Annotated in this window: 20 protein-coding genes; 11 read left to right on the top strand and 9 right to left on the bottom strand. The window is 67.5% G+C overall.

What is annotated here, in order from left to right; genetic code table 11:
- Positions 1-10: 10 nt before the first annotated feature.
- Complete coding sequence (locus CDA09_RS00570; protein ID WP_076602349.1) at positions 11-1,054, bottom strand: rod shape-determining protein; 1,044 nt, start codon at positions 1,052-1,054, stop codon at positions 11-13.
- A gap of 113 nt (positions 1,055-1,167) precedes the next feature.
- Here CDA09_RS00570 and gatC point away from each other — a divergent pair, with 113 nt between their 5' ends.
- From gatC to CDA09_RS00535, 7 genes are all read left to right on the top strand, one after another.
- Positions 1,168-1,455, top strand: a complete 288-nt coding sequence (gatC, locus tag CDA09_RS00565) for an Asp-tRNA(Asn)/Glu-tRNA(Gln) amidotransferase subunit GatC (RefSeq protein ID WP_121426840.1) — start codon at positions 1,168-1,170, stop codon at positions 1,453-1,455.
- 3 nt (positions 1,456-1,458) lie between these two features.
- Positions 1,459-2,922 (top strand): Asp-tRNA(Asn)/Glu-tRNA(Gln) amidotransferase subunit GatA, encoded by a 1,464-nt coding sequence (gene gatA / locus CDA09_RS00560; RefSeq protein ID WP_121426839.1) that lies wholly within the window; start codon positions 1,459-1,461, stop codon positions 2,920-2,922.
- Between the two features lie 5 nt (positions 2,923-2,927).
- On the top strand, positions 2,928-3,452 hold the full coding sequence (locus CDA09_RS00555; RefSeq protein ID WP_121426838.1) for a hypothetical protein: 525 nt from the start codon (positions 2,928-2,930) through the stop codon (positions 3,450-3,452).
- A 27-nt stretch (positions 3,453-3,479) separates the two neighbouring features.
- Entirely contained in the window at positions 3,480-4,940 is a 1,461-nt protein-coding gene (gene gatB / locus CDA09_RS00550) for an Asp-tRNA(Asn)/Glu-tRNA(Gln) amidotransferase subunit GatB (protein ID WP_121426837.1), read from the top strand.
- A 138-nt stretch (positions 4,941-5,078) separates the two neighbouring features.
- Positions 5,079-5,900 (top strand): class II glutamine amidotransferase, encoded by an 822-nt coding sequence (locus CDA09_RS00545; RefSeq protein ID WP_121426836.1) that lies wholly within the window; start codon positions 5,079-5,081, stop codon positions 5,898-5,900.
- Between the two features lie 70 nt (positions 5,901-5,970).
- Positions 5,971-6,393: an HIT family protein gene (locus CDA09_RS00540; protein ID WP_121430664.1), complete on the top strand. Its 423-nt coding sequence runs from the start codon at positions 5,971-5,973 to the stop codon at positions 6,391-6,393.
- A 39-nt stretch (positions 6,394-6,432) separates the two neighbouring features.
- On the top strand, positions 6,433-8,061 hold the full coding sequence (locus tag CDA09_RS00535; protein ID WP_121426835.1) for a cyclic-di-GMP receptor FimW-related protein: 1,629 nt from the start codon (positions 6,433-6,435) through the stop codon (positions 8,059-8,061).
- Here CDA09_RS00535 and phoR read toward each other — a convergent pair.
- Positions 8,003-9,301, bottom strand: coding sequence for a phosphate regulon sensor histidine kinase PhoR (phoR, locus tag CDA09_RS00530; RefSeq protein ID WP_286164505.1), 1,299 nt, complete (start codon positions 9,299-9,301; stop codon positions 8,003-8,005). The two genes, CDA09_RS00535 and phoR, sit on opposite strands and share 59 nt — an antisense overlap.
- A gap of 79 nt (positions 9,302-9,380) precedes the next feature.
- A complete protein-coding gene (phoB, locus tag CDA09_RS00525; protein ID WP_121426834.1) occupies positions 9,381-10,085 on the bottom strand; it encodes a phosphate regulon transcriptional regulator PhoB in 705 nt (234 codons plus the stop codon).
- A gap of 165 nt (positions 10,086-10,250) precedes the next feature.
- On the opposite strand from phoB, the gene CDA09_RS00520 reads away from it, so the two are divergent.
- The 4 genes from CDA09_RS00520 to CDA09_RS00505 all read left to right on the top strand — a co-directional run bounded on the left by CDA09_RS00520 (position 10,251) and on the right by CDA09_RS00505 (position 12,982).
- Positions 10,251-10,673 (top strand): gamma-butyrobetaine hydroxylase family protein, encoded by a 423-nt coding sequence (locus CDA09_RS00520; protein ID WP_121426833.1) that lies wholly within the window; start codon positions 10,251-10,253, stop codon positions 10,671-10,673.
- Between the two features lie 2 nt (positions 10,674-10,675).
- Positions 10,676-11,413 carry a bifunctional demethylmenaquinone methyltransferase/2-methoxy-6-polyprenyl-1,4-benzoquinol methylase UbiE gene (ubiE, locus tag CDA09_RS00515; protein ID WP_121426832.1) on the top strand — a complete coding sequence of 246 codons (738 nt, stop codon included), beginning with the start codon at positions 10,676-10,678 and terminating at the stop codon, positions 11,411-11,413.
- A 62-nt stretch (positions 11,414-11,475) separates the two neighbouring features.
- The gene (locus CDA09_RS00510) at positions 11,476-12,345 is read left to right on the top strand and encodes a Tim44 domain-containing protein (protein ID WP_121426831.1); all 870 of its coding nucleotides are present in this window, start codon (positions 11,476-11,478) and stop codon (positions 12,343-12,345) included.
- A gap of 34 nt (positions 12,346-12,379) precedes the next feature.
- A complete protein-coding gene (locus CDA09_RS00505; RefSeq protein WP_121426830.1) occupies positions 12,380-12,982 on the top strand; it encodes a ubiquinone biosynthesis accessory factor UbiJ in 603 nt (200 codons plus the stop codon).
- A 167-nt stretch (positions 12,983-13,149) separates the two neighbouring features.
- Here CDA09_RS00505 and CDA09_RS00500 read toward each other — a convergent pair whose 3' ends face one another.
- The 6 genes from CDA09_RS00500 to CDA09_RS00475 are packed head-to-tail and all read right to left on the bottom strand — an operon-like array spanning position 13,150 to position 18,513.
- Positions 13,150-13,575, bottom strand: a complete 426-nt coding sequence (locus CDA09_RS00500) for a F0F1 ATP synthase subunit epsilon (protein ID WP_121426829.1) — start codon at positions 13,573-13,575, stop codon at positions 13,150-13,152.
- A gap of 55 nt (positions 13,576-13,630) precedes the next feature.
- Positions 13,631-15,031: a F0F1 ATP synthase subunit beta gene (gene atpD, locus CDA09_RS00495; protein ID WP_121426828.1), complete on the bottom strand. Its 1,401-nt coding sequence runs from the start codon at positions 15,029-15,031 to the stop codon at positions 13,631-13,633.
- A gap of 26 nt (positions 15,032-15,057) precedes the next feature.
- A complete protein-coding gene (gene atpG, locus CDA09_RS00490) occupies positions 15,058-15,927 on the bottom strand; it encodes a F0F1 ATP synthase subunit gamma (RefSeq protein WP_121426827.1) in 870 nt (289 codons plus the stop codon).
- 21 nt (positions 15,928-15,948) lie between these two features.
- Positions 15,949-17,487, bottom strand: a complete 1,539-nt coding sequence (atpA, locus tag CDA09_RS00485) for a F0F1 ATP synthase subunit alpha (RefSeq protein WP_121426826.1) — start codon at positions 17,485-17,487, stop codon at positions 15,949-15,951.
- A 12-nt stretch (positions 17,488-17,499) separates the two neighbouring features.
- On the bottom strand, positions 17,500-18,036 hold the full coding sequence (locus CDA09_RS00480) for a F0F1 ATP synthase subunit delta (protein ID WP_121426825.1): 537 nt from the start codon (positions 18,034-18,036) through the stop codon (positions 17,500-17,502).
- A 3-nt stretch (positions 18,037-18,039) separates the two neighbouring features.
- Positions 18,040-18,513, bottom strand: a complete 474-nt coding sequence (locus CDA09_RS00475) for a F0F1 ATP synthase subunit B (RefSeq protein WP_121426824.1) — start codon at positions 18,511-18,513, stop codon at positions 18,040-18,042.
- Between the last annotated feature and the right edge of the window lie 34 nt (positions 18,514-18,547).

The following is an 18,547-nucleotide window of genomic DNA, read 5'->3' as shown; positions in this document are numbered from 1 at the left end:
ACGGCGCGAGTTACTCGGACGCGAAGATGGAGCCGAGCTTGTCCATCTTTTCCAGCGCCATGCCGCAGCCGCGCGCGACGCAGGTCAGCGGCTCCTCGGCGACGATCACCGGCAGGCCGGTTTCTTCCATCAGCAGGCGGTCGAGATCGCGCAGCAGCGCGCCGCCGCCCGTGAGCACCATGCCGCGGTCGGCGATGTCGGCGCCGAGTTCCGGCGGCGTCTGTTCGAGCGCGATCTTCACCGCCGAGACGATCTGGTTGAGCGGTTCGGTCAGCGCCTCGAGGATCTCGTTCGACGAGATCGTGAAGCTCCTCGGGATGCCTTCGGCGAGGTTGCGCCCCTTCACTTCCATCTCGCGCACTTCCGAGCCGGGGAAGGCCGAGCCGATTTCCTTCTTGATGTTCTCGGCGGTGGTGTCGCCGATCAGCATGCCGTAGTTGCGGCGGATGTAATTGACGATCGAGTCGTCGAACTTGTCGCCGCCGACGCGCACCGAGCCGGCATACACCATGCCGCCGAGCGAGATCACGCCGACCTCGGTGGTGCCGCCGCCGATATCGACGACCATCGACCCGGTCGCGTCCGACACCGGCAGTCCCGCGCCGATCGCCGCCGCCATCGGCTCCTCGATCAGGTACACCTGCGAGGCACCCGCAGCGAGGGCCGCGTCGCGGATCGCACGGCGCTCGACCTGGGTCGAACCGCAGGGCACGCAGATGATGATGCGCGGGCTCGGCGAGAACATGCGCGAATCGTGCACCTTCTTGATGAACTGCTTGATCATCTGTTCGGTGACGACGAAGTCGGCGATCACGCCGTCCTTCATCGGGCGGATCGCCGTGATGTTGCCCGGCGTCTTGCCCAGCATCTGCTTCGCCGCATGGCCGACCGCCTGGATCGTGCGCTTGGCGTTGGGCCCGCCCTCGGTGCGGATCGCGACGACGGACGGCTCATCGAGCACGATGCCCTTGCCGCGCACGTAGATCAGCGTGTTCGCGGTGCCAAGGTCGATGGCCAGATCGTTGGAAAAATAAGAGCGCAGGAAACCAAACATGCGGAAGATCCCGAAACCGGTGAGGAGAGGTGGGGCAGATGCCCGGCCGGACTGGCGGCAAACGAGTATGATAACCTACAAATCTTTGTGATTTAAGCGGGTTTTGTTTCCTCATGTCGCTTACCACTGAACAGGTCCTGCGCATCGCGGGACTCGCGCGGCTCGAACTCGCCGAGGGCGAAGTCGAGGCCACGCGCGCCAAGCTGAACGGAATTTTCGGCCTGATCGAACAGATGCAGGCGGTCGACACCCGCGGCGTCGAGCCGATGAGCCATCCGCAGGACGTCGCGCAGCGCCTGCGCGAGGACGCCGCCACCGAAGCGAACCGCCGCGAGGCCTTCCAGCGCGTCGCGCCGCAGACCGAAGCGGGCCTCTACCTCGTCCCGAAGGTCATCGAGTAAGCCATGATCCACGCCAGCCTCACCGAACTGCGCGCCGCACTCGACGCGAAGAAGATATCCAGCGTCGAGCTCGCGACGCTCTTCCTCGACCGCATCGCCGCGCACAACCCGACGCTCAACGCCTTCATCACCGTCGACCGCGACGGCGCGATCGCGGCCGCCCGGGCCGCCGACGCGCGCATCGCCGCCGGCCAAGCCGGCCCGCTCACTGGCATCCCGCTCGCCCACAAGGACGTGTTCTGCACCGAAGGCCTGCTCACGACCTGCGGCTCGAAGATGCTGTCGAACTTCGTCAGCCCCTACGACGCCCACGTCGTCGCGCTACTGAAGGCCGCCGGCGCCGTCACGCTCGGCAAGACCAACATGGACGAGTTCGCGATGGGCTCGTCCAACGAGAACTCGCATTACGGCCCGGTGCGCAACCCCTGGGACACCACGCGCATCCCCGGCGGCTCCTCGGGCGGCTCGGCCGCCGCGGTCGCCGCGCGCCTCGCGCCGATCGCCACCGGCACCGACACCGGCGGCTCTGTGCGCCAGCCCGCGTGCCACACCGGCATCACCGGCATCAAGCCGACCTACGGCGTCGTCAGCCGCTACGGCATGATCGCGTACGCGAGCTCGCTCGACCAGGGCGGCGCCTTCGGCGCGTCCGCGGCCGACTGCGCACAGCTGCTGACCGCGATGGCGGGCTTCGACGCGCGCGACTCGACCAGCCTCGACCGCCCCGCCGAAGACTACACGCGCGAGCTCGCCGCACCGGCGAACGAGAAACCGCTCGCCGGCCTGCGCATCGGCCTGCCGCGCGAATTCTTCGCCGAAGGCATGGCCGACGACGTACGTGCCGCGGTCGACACGGCCCTCGACCAGTACCGCAAGCTCGGGGCGACCACCGTCGACGTGAGCCTGCCGAACGCGAAGCTCGCGATCCCCGCCTACTACGTGATCGCGCCCGCCGAAGCCTCCAGCAACCTGTCGCGCTTCGACGGCGTGCGCTACGGCCACCGCGCCGCCGAGTACCGCGACCTCGCCGAGATGTACGCGAAGAGCCGCGCCGAAGGCTTCGGCGCCGAAGTGAAGCGCCGCATCCTCGTCGGCACCTACGTGCTATCGCACGGTTACTACGACGCCTACTACCTGCAGGCGCAGAAGCTGCGCCGCCTCATCGCGCAGGACTTCCAGGCCGCGTTCAGGGATTGCGACGTGATCGCCGGCCCCACCAGCCCCACCACCGCGTGGGCGATCAGCGAGAAGACCGACGACCCGGTGCAGATGTACCTGTCGGACATCTACACCATCGCCGTGAACCTCGCCGGCCTGCCGGGCCTGTCGCACCCCTGCGGCTTCGGTGCCGGCAAGCTCCCGGTCGGCCTGCAGCTCATCGGCGACTACTTCGGTGAAGCGCGCCTGCTCGCCACCGTGCACCAGTACCAGCAGGCTACCGACTGGCACCTGCGCCGTCCGGGCTGATCGTCATGCGCCGCCTCCCTTCCGCCCTCCGCGCCGCGGCGCTCGCCGCGGCCGTGCTGCTCGGCGCGTGCGCGACGCCGCCGGAGCGCAAGCCGGAATCGGCCGCGGCCACGCCCTCCCCGGCGCAGTCCGCCGCCGAGGCGGAGCCGAAGCGTGCGCTGCAGCGCGGGCGGCTCAAGCCGATGCCGGTGCGCCCGCTCTCGATCAAGACCGATTGCCAGTTCAAGGACGAAGTGGGCTACGGTGGCAGCGCCGTGCTCGACATCAGCTACTCGGAGGTGCGCGCCTTCGCCGCACACCTCGACGTACCCAGGCATGGCAGCTGCCAGTTCGACCTCGCCGACTTCAAGCAGGTGCTCAAGGAGCCGCACGTCGAGTTGCAGGCGCGCGACGGCTGCACGGTGCGGGTGTGGGAACAGGGCGAGCAGGTTACCGTCGCATTCTCCGAATGCGCGAAACGCTGCACGCACGGCGCGTTCGAATATGTGTGGCCGATCCTGGTGGACCGGTCGAACGGCCAGTGCAGCTGACCGCGTGAAGAAACAAGAGATACGAACATGAGCAGATCGGATTGGGAAGTCGTCATCGGGCTGGAAGTGCATGCCCAGCTCAACACCGCGTCGAAGATTTTCTCCGGCGCCAGCACCGCGTTCGGCGCCGAGCCGAACGCGCAGGCCTGCGCCGTCGATATCGCGCTGCCGGGCGTGCTGCCGGTGCTCAACCGCGGCGCCGTCGAGCGCGCGATCCGCTTCGGCCTGGCGATCGGCGCCAACGTCGCGCCCCGGAGCGTGTTCGCACGCAAGAACTACTTCTACCCGGATCTCCCCAAGGGCTACCAGATCAGCCAGTTCGAGCTGCCGGTGGTGCAAGGCGGCACGATCACGATCCACGTCGGCGAAGGTGACACCGCTTACGAGAAGACCGTGCATCTCACCCGCGCCCACCTCGAGGAAGACGCCGGCAAGAGTCTGCACGAGGACTTCCACGGCATGAGCGGCATCGACCTCAACCGTGCGGGTACGCCGCTGCTCGAGATCGTCTCCGAGCCCGACATGCGCTCCTCGCGCGAGGCGGTGGCCTACGCGCGAACGCTGCACGCGCTGGTGCGCTGGATCGACATCTGCGATGGCAACATGCAGGAAGGCTCCTTCCGCTGCGACGCCAACGTCTCCGTGCGCCGCCCCGGCGGCCCGCTCGGCACACGCCGCGAGATCAAGAACCTCAACTCCTTCCGCTTCCTGCAGCAGGCGATCGACTACGAGGTGCAGTGGCAGATCGATACCATCGAGGACGGCGGCAAGGTGCAGCAGGCGACGGTCCTCTTCGACCCCGACACCGGCGAGACGCGCATGATGCGCTCGAAGGAAGACGCGCACGACTACCGCTACTTCCCCGACCCGGACCTGCTGCCGCTGGTGATCTCGCCCGAGTGGCAGGCACGCGTGCAGGCCGGCATGCCGGAACTGCCGGGCGCGATGAAGGCGCGCTTCATGGAAGAGTGGGGCCTCTCCGCGTACGACGCGACGACGCTCACCGCCTCGAAGGAAGTCGCCACCTTCTACCAAGCCACGGTGGACGCCGCCGGTGTCGCGCTCGCGAAGCCCTGCGCGAACTGGGTCATGGGCGACCTCGCGGCGCGGCTCAACAAGGCCGAACTCGACATCTCCGCCTCGCCGGTCTCGCCCGCGCAACTCGCGGGCCTCGTCGCGCGGATCAGCGACGGCACGATCTCGAACAACATCGGCAAGAAGGTGTTCGAAGCCCTGTGGAACGGCGAAGGGGCGACGGCGGATGCGATCATAGAGGCTCAGGGCCTGCGCCAGACCAACGACGCCGGCGCGATCGAGGCGATGATCGACGAGGTTCTCGCGGCGAACCAGAAGTCGGTCGAGGAGTTCCGCGCCGGCAAGGAGAAGGCCTTCAACGCGCTCGTCGGCCAGGTCATGAAGGCGAGCCGCGGCAAGGCCAACCCGGCGCAGGTGAACGATCTGCTGAAACGCAAGCTCGCGGGCAGTTGATCCGGTAACCGGGCAGCGTTCGGGCGAGCCTGTCGCAGCCCGGTCACCGCGAGCACCCCGCGACAGGCCTGTGCCGGGCTCGACGAAGGGCTCGGGGCGAACGGAGCATTGCCGGAGCGATCGACGGAGGAACGCGCGATGTGCCAGCTCCTCGGAATGAACTGCAACGTGCCGACGGACATCTGCTTCTCGTTCGCCGGCTTCCAGGCGCGCGGCGGCGGCACCGACGTGCACGCCGACGGCTGGGGCATCGCCTTCTTCGAGGGACGCGGCGTGCGCGTCTTCCTCGATCCCCAGCCCAGCGCCTCGTCGCCGATCGCCGAGCTGGTGCGCAACTACCCGATCCGCTCGCTCAACGTCATCGCGCACATCCGCAAGGCCACCCAGGGCCGCGTCACGCTCGACAACACCCACCCCTTCCAGCGCGAGCTGTGGGGCAGCTACTGGATCTTCGCGCACAACGGCAACCTGCTCGACTACGCGCCGCGCTTCGACGGCCGCTTCGTGCCGGTCGGCTGCACCGACTCCGAGGCCGCGTTCTGCGACATCCTGCAGAGCCTCGCCGCCGAATTCCCCGACGGCCCGCCCCCGGCCGAAGCCCTGTACGCGGCGCTGCGGCGCCTCGCGATCCGCATCGGCGCACACGGCCCGTTCAACTTCCTGCTGTCGAACGGCGACTACCTCTTCGCGCATTGCTCGACGCGGCTCACCTACCTCATCCGCCAGGCCCCGTTCACGACCGCGCACCTCGCCGACCAGGACCTCAGCGTCGATTTCAGCCGGCTCACGACCCCCGCCGACCGCGTCGCGGTGATCGCGACCGCAGCGCTGACCGACAACGAGGTGTGGCAGACGATCCCGGCAGGCACGCTGCTCGCCTTCCGCCACGGCGCCATCGAGGCCCTCGGCGACACCGCGACGATCGCGGGCAATCCGGCCGCCGGCGCAGGCAGCGTGTAAATTTCGCTTCGCAGCGCCATGCCGTCAGGCTAGAGTGGCCGTTCCGACATCCTTGCCGAAGGGGAAGCCCGTGACCGATTGCCCACTGTGCCTGGCCGCCGACGAGACCCTCGTGTGGCGCGACGGCAGCTGCCGCGTCATCCTCGTCCAGGACGCCGACTACCCCGGCTTCTGCCGCGTCGTGTGGGGCCACCACGTCGCCGAGATGACCGACCTCACCGCGGGCGAGCAGCGCCACCTCCTCAACGTCGTGCTCGCGACCGAGGCCGCGCTGCGACAGCTGATGCGTCCCGACAAGATCAACCTCGCGAGCCTGGGCAACATGGTTCCGCACCTGCACTGGCACGTGATCCCGCGCTTCGCCGACGACCCCCACTTCCCCCAGTCGGTGTGGAGCGCGCCGCAGCGCACCGGCACACGCCGCGCGGCGCCGTCCGTCGCTGCGCTGGCCGCGACGCTCGTCGCCATGCTGACCGAGCAGACCGCCGGCTGAGCACGCCCCGCGCACGGACCGAACGCACACGGAGCATCCATGGGTTATCACGACCCCGTCGAGTGCCTGGAACTGCTCGGCAGGCTGCGGCCGCCGGACGTCGACGAGAACCACCGGCTGCTGTCGGAGATGGTACCGGCGCTGCTGCAGGCCGACCTCACGCCCGAGCGACACCTCGAGATCCTCGAAGCGGCGCGCCCGCATGTCGCGGCTGCCCAGACGGAGATGTCCCGCCGCTACGCCGCGCATCCGCTGCCGCCCGACAGCGAGGACAACGCGACACTGCAGGGCGTCGTCACCCTGTGGAACGCGCTGGCCAGCGCCTATGCACACATCGCGCGCAGAAGCGGCGCCGAACGCCTCCCGGCCGACCAGCGCGCACTCCTCGCCCAGCGCCGCATCCACTACGCCGGGATGGTCCCCCTCGAGTACTTCCGCGCGCACCGCGTCCTCCCCGACGGCACCTGGACCGACCTGCACGACAGCTATTGCGCCGCCGAGGCGCTGGGGGTCGGCGCGATCCGCGTGCCGGACCCGCTCAACGACATCTGGAAGGCGCAGAGCCCCACCGAGGCCTTTATCGCCGTGCTGCTCGTCGACCTGGCCAACCCGTACGGACGCAGCGAACGCGAGCTCGGATGGGTATGTCGCTGGGCGCAGCGCTTCGCGCCCTATTGCGACTTGTCCGACGGGCCGGGCGGCGACGCGCCGCAACCCGCCGCCTACGGCCTCGATCTCGGCGCCGACCACGGCCTGCGCCCGCTCGGTGTGCTGCAGCCCGCGGGTCTGCCACGCCGCTTCGACGGCAGCAAACTCGCCGGGCAGATCCAGTCCGCGTTCAAGCAGCTCAAGCAGGGCGTCACCCCGTCCTCGCTAGGCCTTGGCGCCGACTGCGCGGCCGACGCCTGCTCCCGGCTACTGCTCTCGCTCTACCGCCCCTGGGGCCTTGCGTCCGCAGGGCGCCGATTCCCGCGGCGCGGCGCCCACGGACGCGCCGAACTCGCGGCAGGGTGGTCGGCGGTCGCCTTCCACGTCAGCGGCACCCCGTTCGAGCAACCTCCGATTTATGCGACCCAGCGCAGCCTGCGCAACGACATCGCGCTGATGACCTTCGGCGAACGCGCCGCCCCGGTCAAGAACAGGCGCTGGTCGGAGGGCGAACGCCGACGTGCGGCCGCGAGACTCGGCTTCACGTGCGAACCCTGGCAGGTTGCGGACCATTCCGTCAGCGGCTTCCGCCTGTTCCAGAACCCGCACACCGGGCGGCTCGGCCACCATCAGCTCGTGGGTGTGCGCCCCCCGGATAGCGAGCATTTCCTGCTCGCCCGGGTGAGCTGGCTCATGTACCGCGCCGACGGCGTCATGGAAACCGGCATCCACGTCCTCGCCGGCTTTCCGAAAGTCGTTGCGGTACGCCCTGTCGGCCTGCGCGAACCCTTTGTCGAGGGTTTCCTGCTGCCTGCCACCCCGGCCCTGAAGGCCGACGCGTCGGCGATCCTGCCCGCACAATGGTTCCAGCCGCAGCGGGTGATCGACGTCGTCGATGGCGACCGGCGTTACCAGCTGCGGCTCACGCAGCCGGTCCTGCGCGGCGCCGATTTCGTCCAGGTCAGCTATGAGACGCTGGATTCGCCTGCCCCAGCCGCCCGGCCGGAAAGCGTACGCTGAAACGGCTCCCCTTGCCGAGTTCGCTGGCGATGCGCAACTCGGCCTGGTGGCGCGACAGGATGTGCTTGACGATCGCCAGGCCGAGGCCCGTGCCGCCGGTCTCGCGCGAACGGCCGCGGTCAACACGATAGAAGCGCTCGGTCAGGCGCGGGATGTCCTCGGTGGCGATCCCGATGCCATCGTCCTCGACCGCGAATTCCCCGCAGCCGTCGCTGCAGGCCCAGCTCAACCGGATGTGCCCGCCGGCCGGCGTGTACCGGACCGCATTGCTGGCGAGGTTGGCAAACGCCGAGCGCAGCTCCTTGGCGCTGCCCAGCAACCGCGCACAACCGGGACGCCCGTCGATGCTGGCGTCGATCACGTGCCGGCCGTTCGACAGCAGGCGCGTGTCCTCGGCGATGCTCTGCACGAGACTGGCGATATCCACGCACTCCTCGACCGGCGCCGGGGCCCCGGTCTCGAGCGCCGAAAGCGTCAGCAGATCCTCGATCAGCGTCTGCATGCGCAGCGACTGGTCCAGCGCGAGCTGCAGGAAGTTCGTCACGTCCTCGGGCGCAAAGTCGTCCCGGCCTTCGATCAGCGTCTCGAGGAAACCCGTCACGACGGTCAGCGGCGTGCGCAGCTCGTGCGACACATTGGCGATGAAATCGCGCCGCATCGTCTCGAGCTTCTCCAGCTGGCTGACGTCGCGCGACACCACCATCTTCTGGTCGTCGCCGAAGGGCACCACCTGCAACAGCAGCGTGAGCCCCGCCCGGCGCGTCGAATGCAGCACCAGCGGTTCCGCGTAATCGCCGGCCTGCAGGAAGTGCACGAACTCCGGCTCGCGCACGAGCGTGGTCACGAGCGCGCCGCGGTCGCGCCGGCTGTCGATGCCGAAATGGCGCTCCGCCTTGCGGTTCAGCCACTCGATGCGATCGTTCGCGGCGAGGTACAGCACGCCGTCGGGCATCGCCTGGCTCGCTTCGTGGAAACGGTCGAGCGCGCTCGTCAGGCGCTCGCGCAGGTCCACGGACGTGCGCGAACGCCGGTCGAGGTCGTAGTAGATATGCGCCCAGATGCCGACCCCGGGCGGCAGCGGCGACCCGACCGGCGCATAGGTCCATTCGACGAGCCGGTGCAGGTTCAGCAACTGATACACGAGCATCGCGACGATGCCGACGAACACCGTCCCCAGCGCCGCCGCCTTGCCGCCCAGCGCGCCGACGACCAGCGCCAGCAGCGCCACCAGGCCCAGCATGCGCACCGCCTGCCACCACACGTATCGCGTCACTTGTCTAATGGAGAAACTCCCGCCCGAAACTGGCGCCGCAACGATCTTACGCACCGGCCACCGCTGGCAGGGCCGACAGGCGGTAGCCGCTGCCACGCACCGTCTGGATCAGGCCGTCCTGCCCGACCGGCTCCAACGCCGCACGCAGACGGCGCACGTGCACATCCACCGTGCGCTCCTCGACGAACACGTGATCACCCCACACCTGATCGAGCAACTGCGCGCGCGAATGCACGCGCTCGGGATGGGTCATCAGGAAGTGCAGCAGGCGGAACTCGGTCGGCCCCAGCACCACCGGCCGCTCCCCCGCGTTGACCCGGTGCGTCGCCGGATCGAGGCTCAGGCCCCCCAGCTGCACCGGATCCTCCGTCGCCTGCGGCGCACGGCGGCGCAGCACCGCCTTGATGCGCGCGACCAGCTCGCGCGGGCTGAAGGGCTTCGTGATGTAGTCATCCGCCCCCATCTCCAGGCCCGCGACCTTGTCCTGCTCCTCGCCGCGCGCCGTCAGCATGATGATCGGAATGCCGCGCGTGCGCTCGTCCGCCCGCAGCCGGCGCGCCAGCTCGATCCCCGACATCCCCGGCAGCATCCAGTCGAGCAGCACCAGATCCGGCAGGGCCTCGCGCACGATACGCTGCGCCGTCTCAGCGTCCCCGGCGCGCACCACGTGGTGGCCCGCCCGTCCAAGGTTTGCGGCAATCAGTTCCTGGATCGCCGGCTCGTCTTCCACCAGCAGGATGTTCGCGGCCATATCTATGCACACTCCATGTCGTAGCACGCAGTGTATTGCGGGAAATTGACGATTTTGTGACAGGTCACGTTCCCGCAACAAGCCCTCCGGCTGCGCCCGCAGGGCACGGGCGGGCCCCGATTCGGGTATGATTGATATCCCCTTCAACCGCAAGCAGGGGCAAGCATGGCCGGCCTCGACGACGACACCCCCATCCCCACCGCACTCACGCTGCACCGCAAATCGCGCATGCTCGAAATCGCGTTCGGCGAGGGCAACGAATACTCGCTGCCCTTCGAGTACCTGCGCGTGTATTCCCCGTCTGCGGAAGTCCGCGGCCACGGTGCGGGGCAGGAAACCCTGCAGGTCGGCAAGCGCGACGTCGAGCTCCTCGACATCGAACCGGTCGGCCACTACGCCGTGAAGCTTGTGTTTTCCGACGGGCACGACAGCGGCCTGTATTCGTGGGACTACCTCCACATGCTCGCCACCCGGCACGACACGCTGTGGCAGGAGTACCTCGACCGCCTCACCGCGGCCGGCGCGAGCCGCGACCCCGCCGACAACCCACCGCCCGCGCCCAAGCACGGCTGCGGCCACAAGCACTGAACATGAACGACAAGACCACCCACTTCGGCTTCGAGACCGTCGCCGAAGGCGAGAAGCAGCAACGCGTCGCCGAGGTCTTCTCCTCGGTCGCGACCAAGTACGACATCATGAACGACCTGATGTCCTTCGGCCTGCACCGGCTGTGGAAGGCGTTCACGATCCAGATCTCCGGCGTCGGCCGCGGCGATCGCGTGCTCGACGTCGCCGGGGGCACCGCCGACCTGTCGCTCGCCTTCGCCAAGCGCGTCGGGCGCGAAGGCCAGGTCTGGCTCACCGACATCAACCACGCGATGCTCTCCGTCGGCCGCGACCGCGTGCTCGATCGCGGCTACGCCCTGCCGGTCGCGCAGTGCAGCGCCGAGAAGCTGCCTTTCCCGGACAACTGGTTCGACTGCGTGACGGTCGCCTTCGGCCTGCGCAACATGACGCACAAGGACGCCGCGCTGGCCGAGATGCGCCGCGTGCTGCGTCCCGGCGGGCGCCTGCTGGTGCTTGAATTCTCCAGGGTGTGGGCACCGCTCGCGCCCGCCTACGACCTGTACTCCTTCAAGATCCTGCCGTGGATGGGTGCGAAGGTCGCCGGCGACCCCGACAGCTACCGCTACCTGGCCGAATCGATCCGCATGCATCCGCCCCAGGAAGAGCTCAAGGCGCTGATGGAACAAGTCGGCTTCAAGCGGGTCGATTACTTCAACCTCAGCGCCGGCATCGTTGCGCTGCACCGCGGCTACAAGGTCTGACAGCGGCGCCGCGGACGACTCCCCCCGAAACAAACACTTCGCGCCCTGGAGCGATACGCGTCATGAAGAACTTCCTCCTCACCCTCCTCACGGTTATCGTCGTCTTTGGCTTGGGCGTCGGCGACGTCGAAGCCAAGCGCCTCGGCGGCGGCAGCAGCCTCGGCATGCAGCGGCAGATCACCCCGCCTCAAGCCCCACGGCCAGCCGTGACGCCCGCCCCGGCCCCGCAAGCTTCCCCGGCGACCGCGCCCATTCCGCCGCAGGCGCCGCAGCCCCGGCGCTCCTGGCTGGGTCCGCTTGCCGGCCTCGCCGCGGGCGTGGGCCTCGCCGCGCTGTTCTCGCACTTCGGTCTGGGCGGGGAATTCGGCTCCATGCTCACGATCGGCCTGCTCGTGCTGGCCGCCGTCGCACTCTTCCGTCTGCTGTCGCGGCGCAGCACCGGCGCGCCCGCAGCGGGCGGCATGCAGTACGCCGGTGCGGCTCAGACCAGCGTTGCCGATGTCGCCCCCGCCGCCCCCGCATTCGGCGGCGGCGCGGCGGCCCCGGCAAAGCCTGCGATACCGCCCGATTTCGACGCCGACGCCTTCGCCCGCCAGGCGAAGGTGAACTTCATCCGCCTGCAGGCCGCACACGATGCCGGCAACCTCGACGACATCCGGGAATTCACCACCCCCGAGATGTACGCCGAGATCCGCCTGCAGATGGCCGACCGCGGCATGAGCGCGCAACGTACCGACGTCATCGAACTCAACGCCCAGGTGCTCGAGGTTGTCGAGGAAGCGCAACGCTACATCGTCAGCGTGCGTTTCACCGGGATGCTGCGCGAGGAACCCGGCGCACCGCCCGCCCCCTTCGACGAGATCTGGCACCTCACCAAACCGCGCAGCGGCAGCGGCGGCTGGATCGTTGCCGGCATCCAGCAAGTCGCCTGATCGTGCCTCGCCGCCGCGCCCGGCGGCCGCCTCCATGTCCATCCTGAATTTCGGCACCCGCGGCACGCTCTCCGCTGCCAACCATCTGCTCGCCCGCGCCGACTGGGCGCGCGAGCGGCTGGCCCCGCACGCCGGACAGTACGCCCTCCTGCGCGCCGAACCGGCCGAACTGCTGTTCGCGATCGATGCCGACGGCTACCTGATCGACGCCGGCACGGACACGCCACCCGCGGTCACGCTGTCGGTGCCGCTCGCGGCCCTGCCCGGGCTCATCGGCGGCGACACCAACAAGGCGATGAAGGCCGTGCGTATCGAGGGCAACGCCGAGCTCGCCGACACCCTGGGTTTCGTGTTCCGCCACCTGCGCTGGGACGCCGAGGAAGACCTGTCGCGTATCTTCGGCGACATCGTCGCGCACCGCATGGTTGAAGGTGTCGGCGCGCTGCGACGCATGCACGAACGAGCGTGGTCCGGCCTCACCGGCAACCTTGCCGAATACCTCGTCGAGGAACAGCAGGCCCTCGTCACGCGCGGAACCCTCGCGTCCCTCGGCGACGAACTGGGCCGCTTGCGCGATGATCTCGCGCGCCTCGACAAGCGTGTCGGCCGGCTCTCGACGGCCGGACGACGCGGCTGAAACCCGCAGCGCGGGCACGCGTCCCGTCCCCGGCCGGCACGAACGGCGAGTTTGAACCTACCGGGCGCGGCCCCCGCATAACTGTTCCCGCCCCGTAAATGAAAAGGGCAGCCCGATACGGACTGCCCTTCGTGCGTCGTGCGCGCCGCGGCCGCGACGCCCGCCGCTCAGTGACCGCGCTTGCGCAGCTTCTGGATCGCGGCGATCTGGGCGATCGCTTCGGCGAGTTCTGCCTGGGCCTTCGCGTAATCGAGCTCCGACGACCTGTTCTGCAGCGCCTCTTCCGCCATACGCTTGGCTTCGAGGGCCTTGGCCTCGTCGAGATCCTTGCCGCGGATCGCGGTGTCGGCCAGAACGGTGACCAGCCCCGGCTGAACTTCCAGGATGCCGCCGGCGACGAATACCAGCTCCTCGTCCGCCTGATCCCGCACCTTCACACGCACCGCGCCCGGCTTGATCCGGGTCATCAGCGGCATGTGGCCGGGCAGGATCCCGAGTTCGCCCGCCTCGCCGGGAAGCGCAACGAACTCCGCCAGACCGGAAAAGATCTGCTCTTCCGCGCTGACGATATCCACGTGGACCATCATTGCCATGTTGACTCCTATTCAAGGCCGCGCGGCAGCGGACTGCCGCACGGCGCGCGCCAGATTACTGGAGCTTCTTGGCCTTCTCGATGGCCTCTTCGATGCCGCCGACCATGTAGAACGCCTGCTCCGGCAGGTGATCGCACTCGCCGTTGACGATCATCTTGAAGCCCTTGATCGTCTCCTTCAGCGGCACGTACTTGCCCGGCGAACCGGTGAACACTTCCGCGACGTGGAAGGGCTGCGACAGGAAGCGCTGGATCTTGCGCGCGCGCGACACGGCCAGCTTGTCTTCCGGCGACAGTTCGTCCATGCCCAGAATCGCGATGATGTCGCGCAGTTCCTTGTAGCGCTGCAGCGTCATCTGCACCTGACGGGCCACGCCGTAGTGCTCCTCGCCGACGACCAGCGGGTCGAGCTGGCGCGAGGTCGAGTCGAGCGGATCGACAGCGGGGTAGATACCCAGCGCGGCGATGTCACGCGACAGCACGACCGTCGAGTCGAGGTGGAGGAAGGTCGTGGCAGGCGACGGGTCGGTCAAGTCGTCCGCAGGGACGTACACCGCCTGGATCGAGGTGATCGAGCCGACCTTGGTCGAGGTGATGCGCTCCTGCAGGCGGCCCATTTCTTCCGCCAGCGTCGGCTGGTAACCCACCGCGGACGGCATCCGGCCGAGCAGCGCGGACACTTCGGTACCGGCCAGCGTGTAGCGGTAGATGTTGTCCACGAAGAACAGGATGTCGCGGCCTTCGTCACGGAAGCGCTCGGCCATCGTCAGGCCGGTCAGCGCGACGCGCAGACGGTTGCCCGGAGGTTCGTTCATCTGACCGAACACCATCGCAACCTTGTCGAGAACGTTGGAGTCCTTCATCTCGTGGTAGAAGTCGTTGCCCTCACGGGTACGCTCGCCCACGCCTGCGAACACCGAGAGACCCGAGTGCTGCTTCGCGATGTTGTTGATCAGCTCCATCATGTTCACGGTCTTGCCCACGCCGGCACCGCCGAACAGGCCGACCTTGCCGCCCTTCGCGAACGGGCAGACCAGGTCGATAACCTTGATGCCGGTTTCGAGCAGGTCGACCGACGGCGACAGGTCGTCGAACTTGGGGGCCTTGGCGTGGATGGGACGCAGCTCGTCCGCTTCCACCGGACCGGCTTCGTCGATCGGACGACCGAGCACGTCCATGATGCGGCCCAGCGTGCCGTGACCGACGGGCACCGAAATCGGCTTGCCGGTACTGGCGACCTTCATGCCGCGCCGCAGCCCGTCGGACGAACCGAGCGCGATGGTGCGCACGATCCCGTCACCGAGCTGCTGCTGCACCTCGAAAGTGAGCCCCTCTTCCGCGAAGGAATCGGCGGCGCTTTCGAGCTTCAGCGCGTCGTAAACCTTGGGCATCGCTTCGCGGGGGAACTGGATATCCACCACGGCGCCGATGCACTGAACGATAGTTCCTTGACTCATCGTCGTTTCCTTAATTCAATATTCCGTTACACCGCGGCGGCGCCGCTGACGATCTCCGACAGCTCCTTCGTGATCGCAGCCTGGCGGGTCTTGTTATAGACCAGCTGCAGGTCGCCAATCACGGTCTTGGCATTGTCGGAGGCGGCCTTCATTGCCACCATTCGCGCACTCTGTTCGGAAGCCATGTTCTCGGCGACAGCCTGGTACACCAGCGCCTCGACGTAACGCACCAGCATCTCGTCGATGACCACCTGCGGATCCGGCTCGTAGAGGTAATCCCACGAGCTTTCCGGTGTGCCCAGCTGCTCGCCGGACAGCGGGAGCAACTGCTCCAGCACCGGCTCCTGCTTCATCGTGTTGATGAAGCGCGTGTAGGCAATGTAGACCGCGTCGAGCTCGCCGTTCTGGAACGCGTCGAGCATGACCTTGACCGGGCCGATCATCTTTTCCAGGTGCGGCGTGTCGCCCATCTGCACGACATGCGACACGACGTTGGCGCCCATCCGCTGCATGAAGCCGAGCCCCTTGTTGCCGATGCAGCAGGCGCGGATATCGGAGGCGCCGCTGGCGCTCCAATCCTTCATCGCGTTCAGCGCGACACGCTGGATGTTGGTGTTGAGACCGCCGCACAGACCCTTGTCGGTGGTGACGAGGATCAGGCCCACCCGCTTGACCTGGTCCTTGTGGACCAGGAACGGGTGCTTGTAGTCGGTCACAGTGGCCTGGGACAGGTTCGCGGCGAGTCGGCGGATCTTCTCGGCATAGGGACGGGCAGCACGCATCCGGTCCTGCGCCTTGCGCATTTTGGACGCGGCCACCATTTCCATGGCCTTGGTGATCTTGCGCGTGTTTTGCACGCTCTTGATCTTGGTACGGATTTCCTTACCGCTAGCCATTTTCCGTCTCCGTCCGCGGGCTTAGGCCCAGCTCTTCTTGAACTCTTCGATCACGGCGACGAGCTGCTTCTCGCCGTCGGCGTCGAGTTCCTTGGCGGACAGGATCTTGGAGACCAGCGCGGCGTTCTTCGTCTTGACGAACTGCAGCAGGCCGTTCTCGAAGGCGAGCACGCGACCGACTTCGACGTCGTCGAAGTAGCCGTTGTTCACCGCGAACAGCGTGATGGCCATCTCCGCGATCGACATCGGTGCATACTGGACCTGCTTCATCAGCTCGGTCACGCGGCGGCCGCGCTCGAGCTGCTTGCGCGTCGCATCGTCGAGGTCCGACGCGAACTGCGCGAAGGCCGCGAGTTCGCGGTACTGCGCGAGGTCGGTACGGATACCGCCGGAGAGCTTCTTGACGACCTTGGTCTGCGCGGCGCCACCGACGCGCGACACCGAGATGCCGGCGTTGATCGCGGGACGGACACCGGCGTTGAAGAGGTCGGTATCAAGGAAGATCTGGCCGTCGGTAATCGAGATCACGTTGGTCGGAACGAATGCGGAGACGTCGCCGGCCTGGGTTTCGATCACGGGCAGCGCGGTCAGCGAGCCGGTCTTGCCCTTGACTTCGCCGTTGGTGAACTTCTCGACGTAGTCGACCGAGACGCGCGAGGCGCGCTCGAGCAGGCGCGAGTGCAGGTAGAACACGTCGCCGGGGTAGGCTTCGCGGCCCGGCGGGCGGCGCAGCAGCAGCGAGATCTGACGGTAGGCCCAGGCCTGCTTGGTCAGGTCGTCGTAAATGATCAGGGCGTCCTGGCCGCGATCGCGGAAGTATTCGCCCATCGTGCAGCCCGAGTACGGGGCGATGAACTGCATCGCGGCGGACTCGGAAGCGGTCGCGGCGACGACGATGGTGTATTCCATCGCGCCGTGCTCTTCCAGCTTGCGCACCACGTTGGCGATCGTCGAGGCCTTCTGGCCGACCGCAACGTAGACGCAGAACATGTCCTGGCCTTTCTGGTTGATGATCGCGTCGACGGCGACGGCGGTCTTGCCCGTCTGGCGGTCGCCGATGATCAGCTCGCGCTGGCCCCGGCCGATCGGCACCATGGAGTCGACCGACTTCAGGCCGGTCTGCACCGGCTGCGACACCGACTGGCGCCAGATGACGCCCGGCGCGACCTTCTCGATCTTGTCGGTCAGCTTGGCGTTGATCGGGCCCTTGCCGTCGATCGGTTGACCGAGGGCGTTGACGACGCGGCCCACGAGTTCGGGGCCGACCGGCACTTCGAGAATGCGACCGGTCGCCTTGACCGAGTCGCCTTCGGTGATGTGCTCGTATTCGCCGAGAACCACCGCGCCGACCGAGTCGCGCTCGAGGTTCAGCGCGAGGCCGAAGGTGTTGCCGGGGAATTCCAGCATTTCGCCCTGCATGACGTCCGCCAGGCCGTGAACGCGGGTGATGCCGTCGGTAACCGACACCACCGTACCCTCGTTGCGCGACGTGGCTGCGAGCTGCAGGTTCTGGATCCGGCTCTTAATCAGATCACTGATTTCAGAGGGGTTGAGTTGCATCTGGGTATGCTCCTAGTTCTTTAGCGCAGCGGCCATGTTCGCGAGTTTGCCGCGGACCGAGGCGTCGATCACTTCGTCGCCGATGGCGATACGGACCCCACCGATGAGTTCGGGGTCGAGGCTCACGCTGATGTTCAGCTTGGTCTTGAAGCGGGCTTCAAGATCGGACTTCAGCGTGGCCAGAGTCGCATCGTCGAGCGGGAAGGCGGAGGCGATATCGGCCTCCCTGACACCTTCATGTTCGTTCTTGAGATCGACGAACAGGTCACGGATCTCCGGAAGCACCTGCAGGCGTTCGTTATCCACGAGGACGCGAACGAAATTCTGCAGCTCGGGGGTCAGGCCCTGACCCGCAACGTCGAGGAACAGCTGGTACAGCTGCTGCGCCGACAGTTTCGGATCACTGATGCAGGCCCGCATCGAGCTGTCCGCGGCAATCGCGGCCAGCCGATCGAGAGCTTCCGACCAAGGCCCCAGCGCAGCGGCCCCGCGAGCCAGCTCGAAGGCGGCATCCGCATAGGGGCGCGCGATGGTGACGTTCTCGGCCATGGCTTATTGCAGTTCCTGTTTCAGGTTGGCGAGCAGGTCGGCGTGCACCTGGGCGTTGATCTCGCGGCGCAGGATGCGCTCGGCGCCGGCAACGGCGAGGTTGGCGACCTGGTCGCGCAGGGCTTCCTTCGCGCGCTGCGCGGCAGCGGCGGCTTCGCCTTGCGCGGCTTCACGCGCCTGGGAAATGATGCGTGCGGCTTCCGCGCGGGCTTCGTCGAGAACATTGGTTGCCTGCTTTTCGGCAACAGCACGCATGTCGCCGGCCGATTCGCGGGCCTTGCGCATTTCCTCGACGACCTTCTTCTCGGCGTGAGAGAGGTCGGCCTTTGCCTTGTCCGCAGCCGCGAGCCCGTCCGCGATCTTCTTCGCGCGCTCGTCGAGTGCCTTCACGATGGGGGGCCACACGAACTTCATCGTGACCCACGCCAGAATGAAGAACACAACGAGCTGGGCGATCAGTGTTGCGTTCAAATTCACTGTTCTTGCTCCTCAGTTGTGTTCAATGAGGCCG

Origin of the sequence: Azoarcus sp. DN11, assembly GCF_003628555.1 — a bacterium.
Taxonomy (GTDB): Bacteria; Pseudomonadota; Gammaproteobacteria; order Burkholderiales; family Rhodocyclaceae; genus Aromatoleum.
The sequence above is the reverse complement of the archived record's forward strand: the minus strand, read 5'-3'. Positions and strand labels throughout refer to the sequence as shown.

What these genes read in the sequence shown, in the direction of transcription:
- CDA09_RS00570 (WP_076602349.1), bottom strand. Translation starts at nt 1,054, where the DNA reads ATGTTTGGTTTCCTGCGCTCTTATTTTTCCAACGATCTGGCCATCGAC.
- gatC (WP_121426840.1), top strand. Translation starts at nt 1,168, where the DNA reads ATGTCGCTTACCACTGAACAGGTCCTGCGCATCGCGGGACTCGCGCGG.
- gatA (WP_121426839.1), top strand. Translation starts at nt 1,459, where the DNA reads ATGATCCACGCCAGCCTCACCGAACTGCGCGCCGCACTCGACGCGAAG.
- CDA09_RS00555 (WP_121426838.1), top strand. Translation starts at nt 2,928, where the DNA reads ATGCGCCGCCTCCCTTCCGCCCTCCGCGCCGCGGCGCTCGCCGCGGCC.
- gatB (WP_121426837.1), top strand. Translation starts at nt 3,480, where the DNA reads ATGAGCAGATCGGATTGGGAAGTCGTCATCGGGCTGGAAGTGCATGCC.
- CDA09_RS00545 (WP_121426836.1), top strand. Translation starts at nt 5,079, where the DNA reads ATGTGCCAGCTCCTCGGAATGAACTGCAACGTGCCGACGGACATCTGC.
- CDA09_RS00535 (WP_121426835.1), top strand. Translation starts at nt 6,433, where the DNA reads ATGGGTTATCACGACCCCGTCGAGTGCCTGGAACTGCTCGGCAGGCTG.
- phoR (WP_286164505.1), bottom strand. Translation starts at nt 9,301, where the DNA reads ATGCTGGGCCTGGTGGCGCTGCTGGCGCTGGTCGTCGGCGCGCTGGGC.
- phoB (WP_121426834.1), bottom strand. Translation starts at nt 10,085, where the DNA reads ATGGCCGCGAACATCCTGCTGGTGGAAGACGAGCCGGCGATCCAGGAA.
- CDA09_RS00520 (WP_121426833.1), top strand. Translation starts at nt 10,251, where the DNA reads ATGGCCGGCCTCGACGACGACACCCCCATCCCCACCGCACTCACGCTG.
- ubiE (WP_121426832.1), top strand. Translation starts at nt 10,676, where the DNA reads ATGAACGACAAGACCACCCACTTCGGCTTCGAGACCGTCGCCGAAGGC.
- CDA09_RS00510 (WP_121426831.1), top strand. Translation starts at nt 11,476, where the DNA reads ATGAAGAACTTCCTCCTCACCCTCCTCACGGTTATCGTCGTCTTTGGC.
- CDA09_RS00505 (WP_121426830.1), top strand. Translation starts at nt 12,380, where the DNA reads ATGTCCATCCTGAATTTCGGCACCCGCGGCACGCTCTCCGCTGCCAAC.
- CDA09_RS00500 (WP_121426829.1), bottom strand. Translation starts at nt 13,575, where the DNA reads ATGGCAATGATGGTCCACGTGGATATCGTCAGCGCGGAAGAGCAGATC.
- atpD (WP_121426828.1), bottom strand. Translation starts at nt 15,031, where the DNA reads ATGAGTCAAGGAACTATCGTTCAGTGCATCGGCGCCGTGGTGGATATC.
- atpG (WP_121426827.1), bottom strand. Translation starts at nt 15,927, where the DNA reads ATGGCTAGCGGTAAGGAAATCCGTACCAAGATCAAGAGCGTGCAAAAC.
- atpA (WP_121426826.1), bottom strand. Translation starts at nt 17,487, where the DNA reads ATGCAACTCAACCCCTCTGAAATCAGTGATCTGATTAAGAGCCGGATC.
- CDA09_RS00480 (WP_121426825.1), bottom strand. Translation starts at nt 18,036, where the DNA reads ATGGCCGAGAACGTCACCATCGCGCGCCCCTATGCGGATGCCGCCTTC.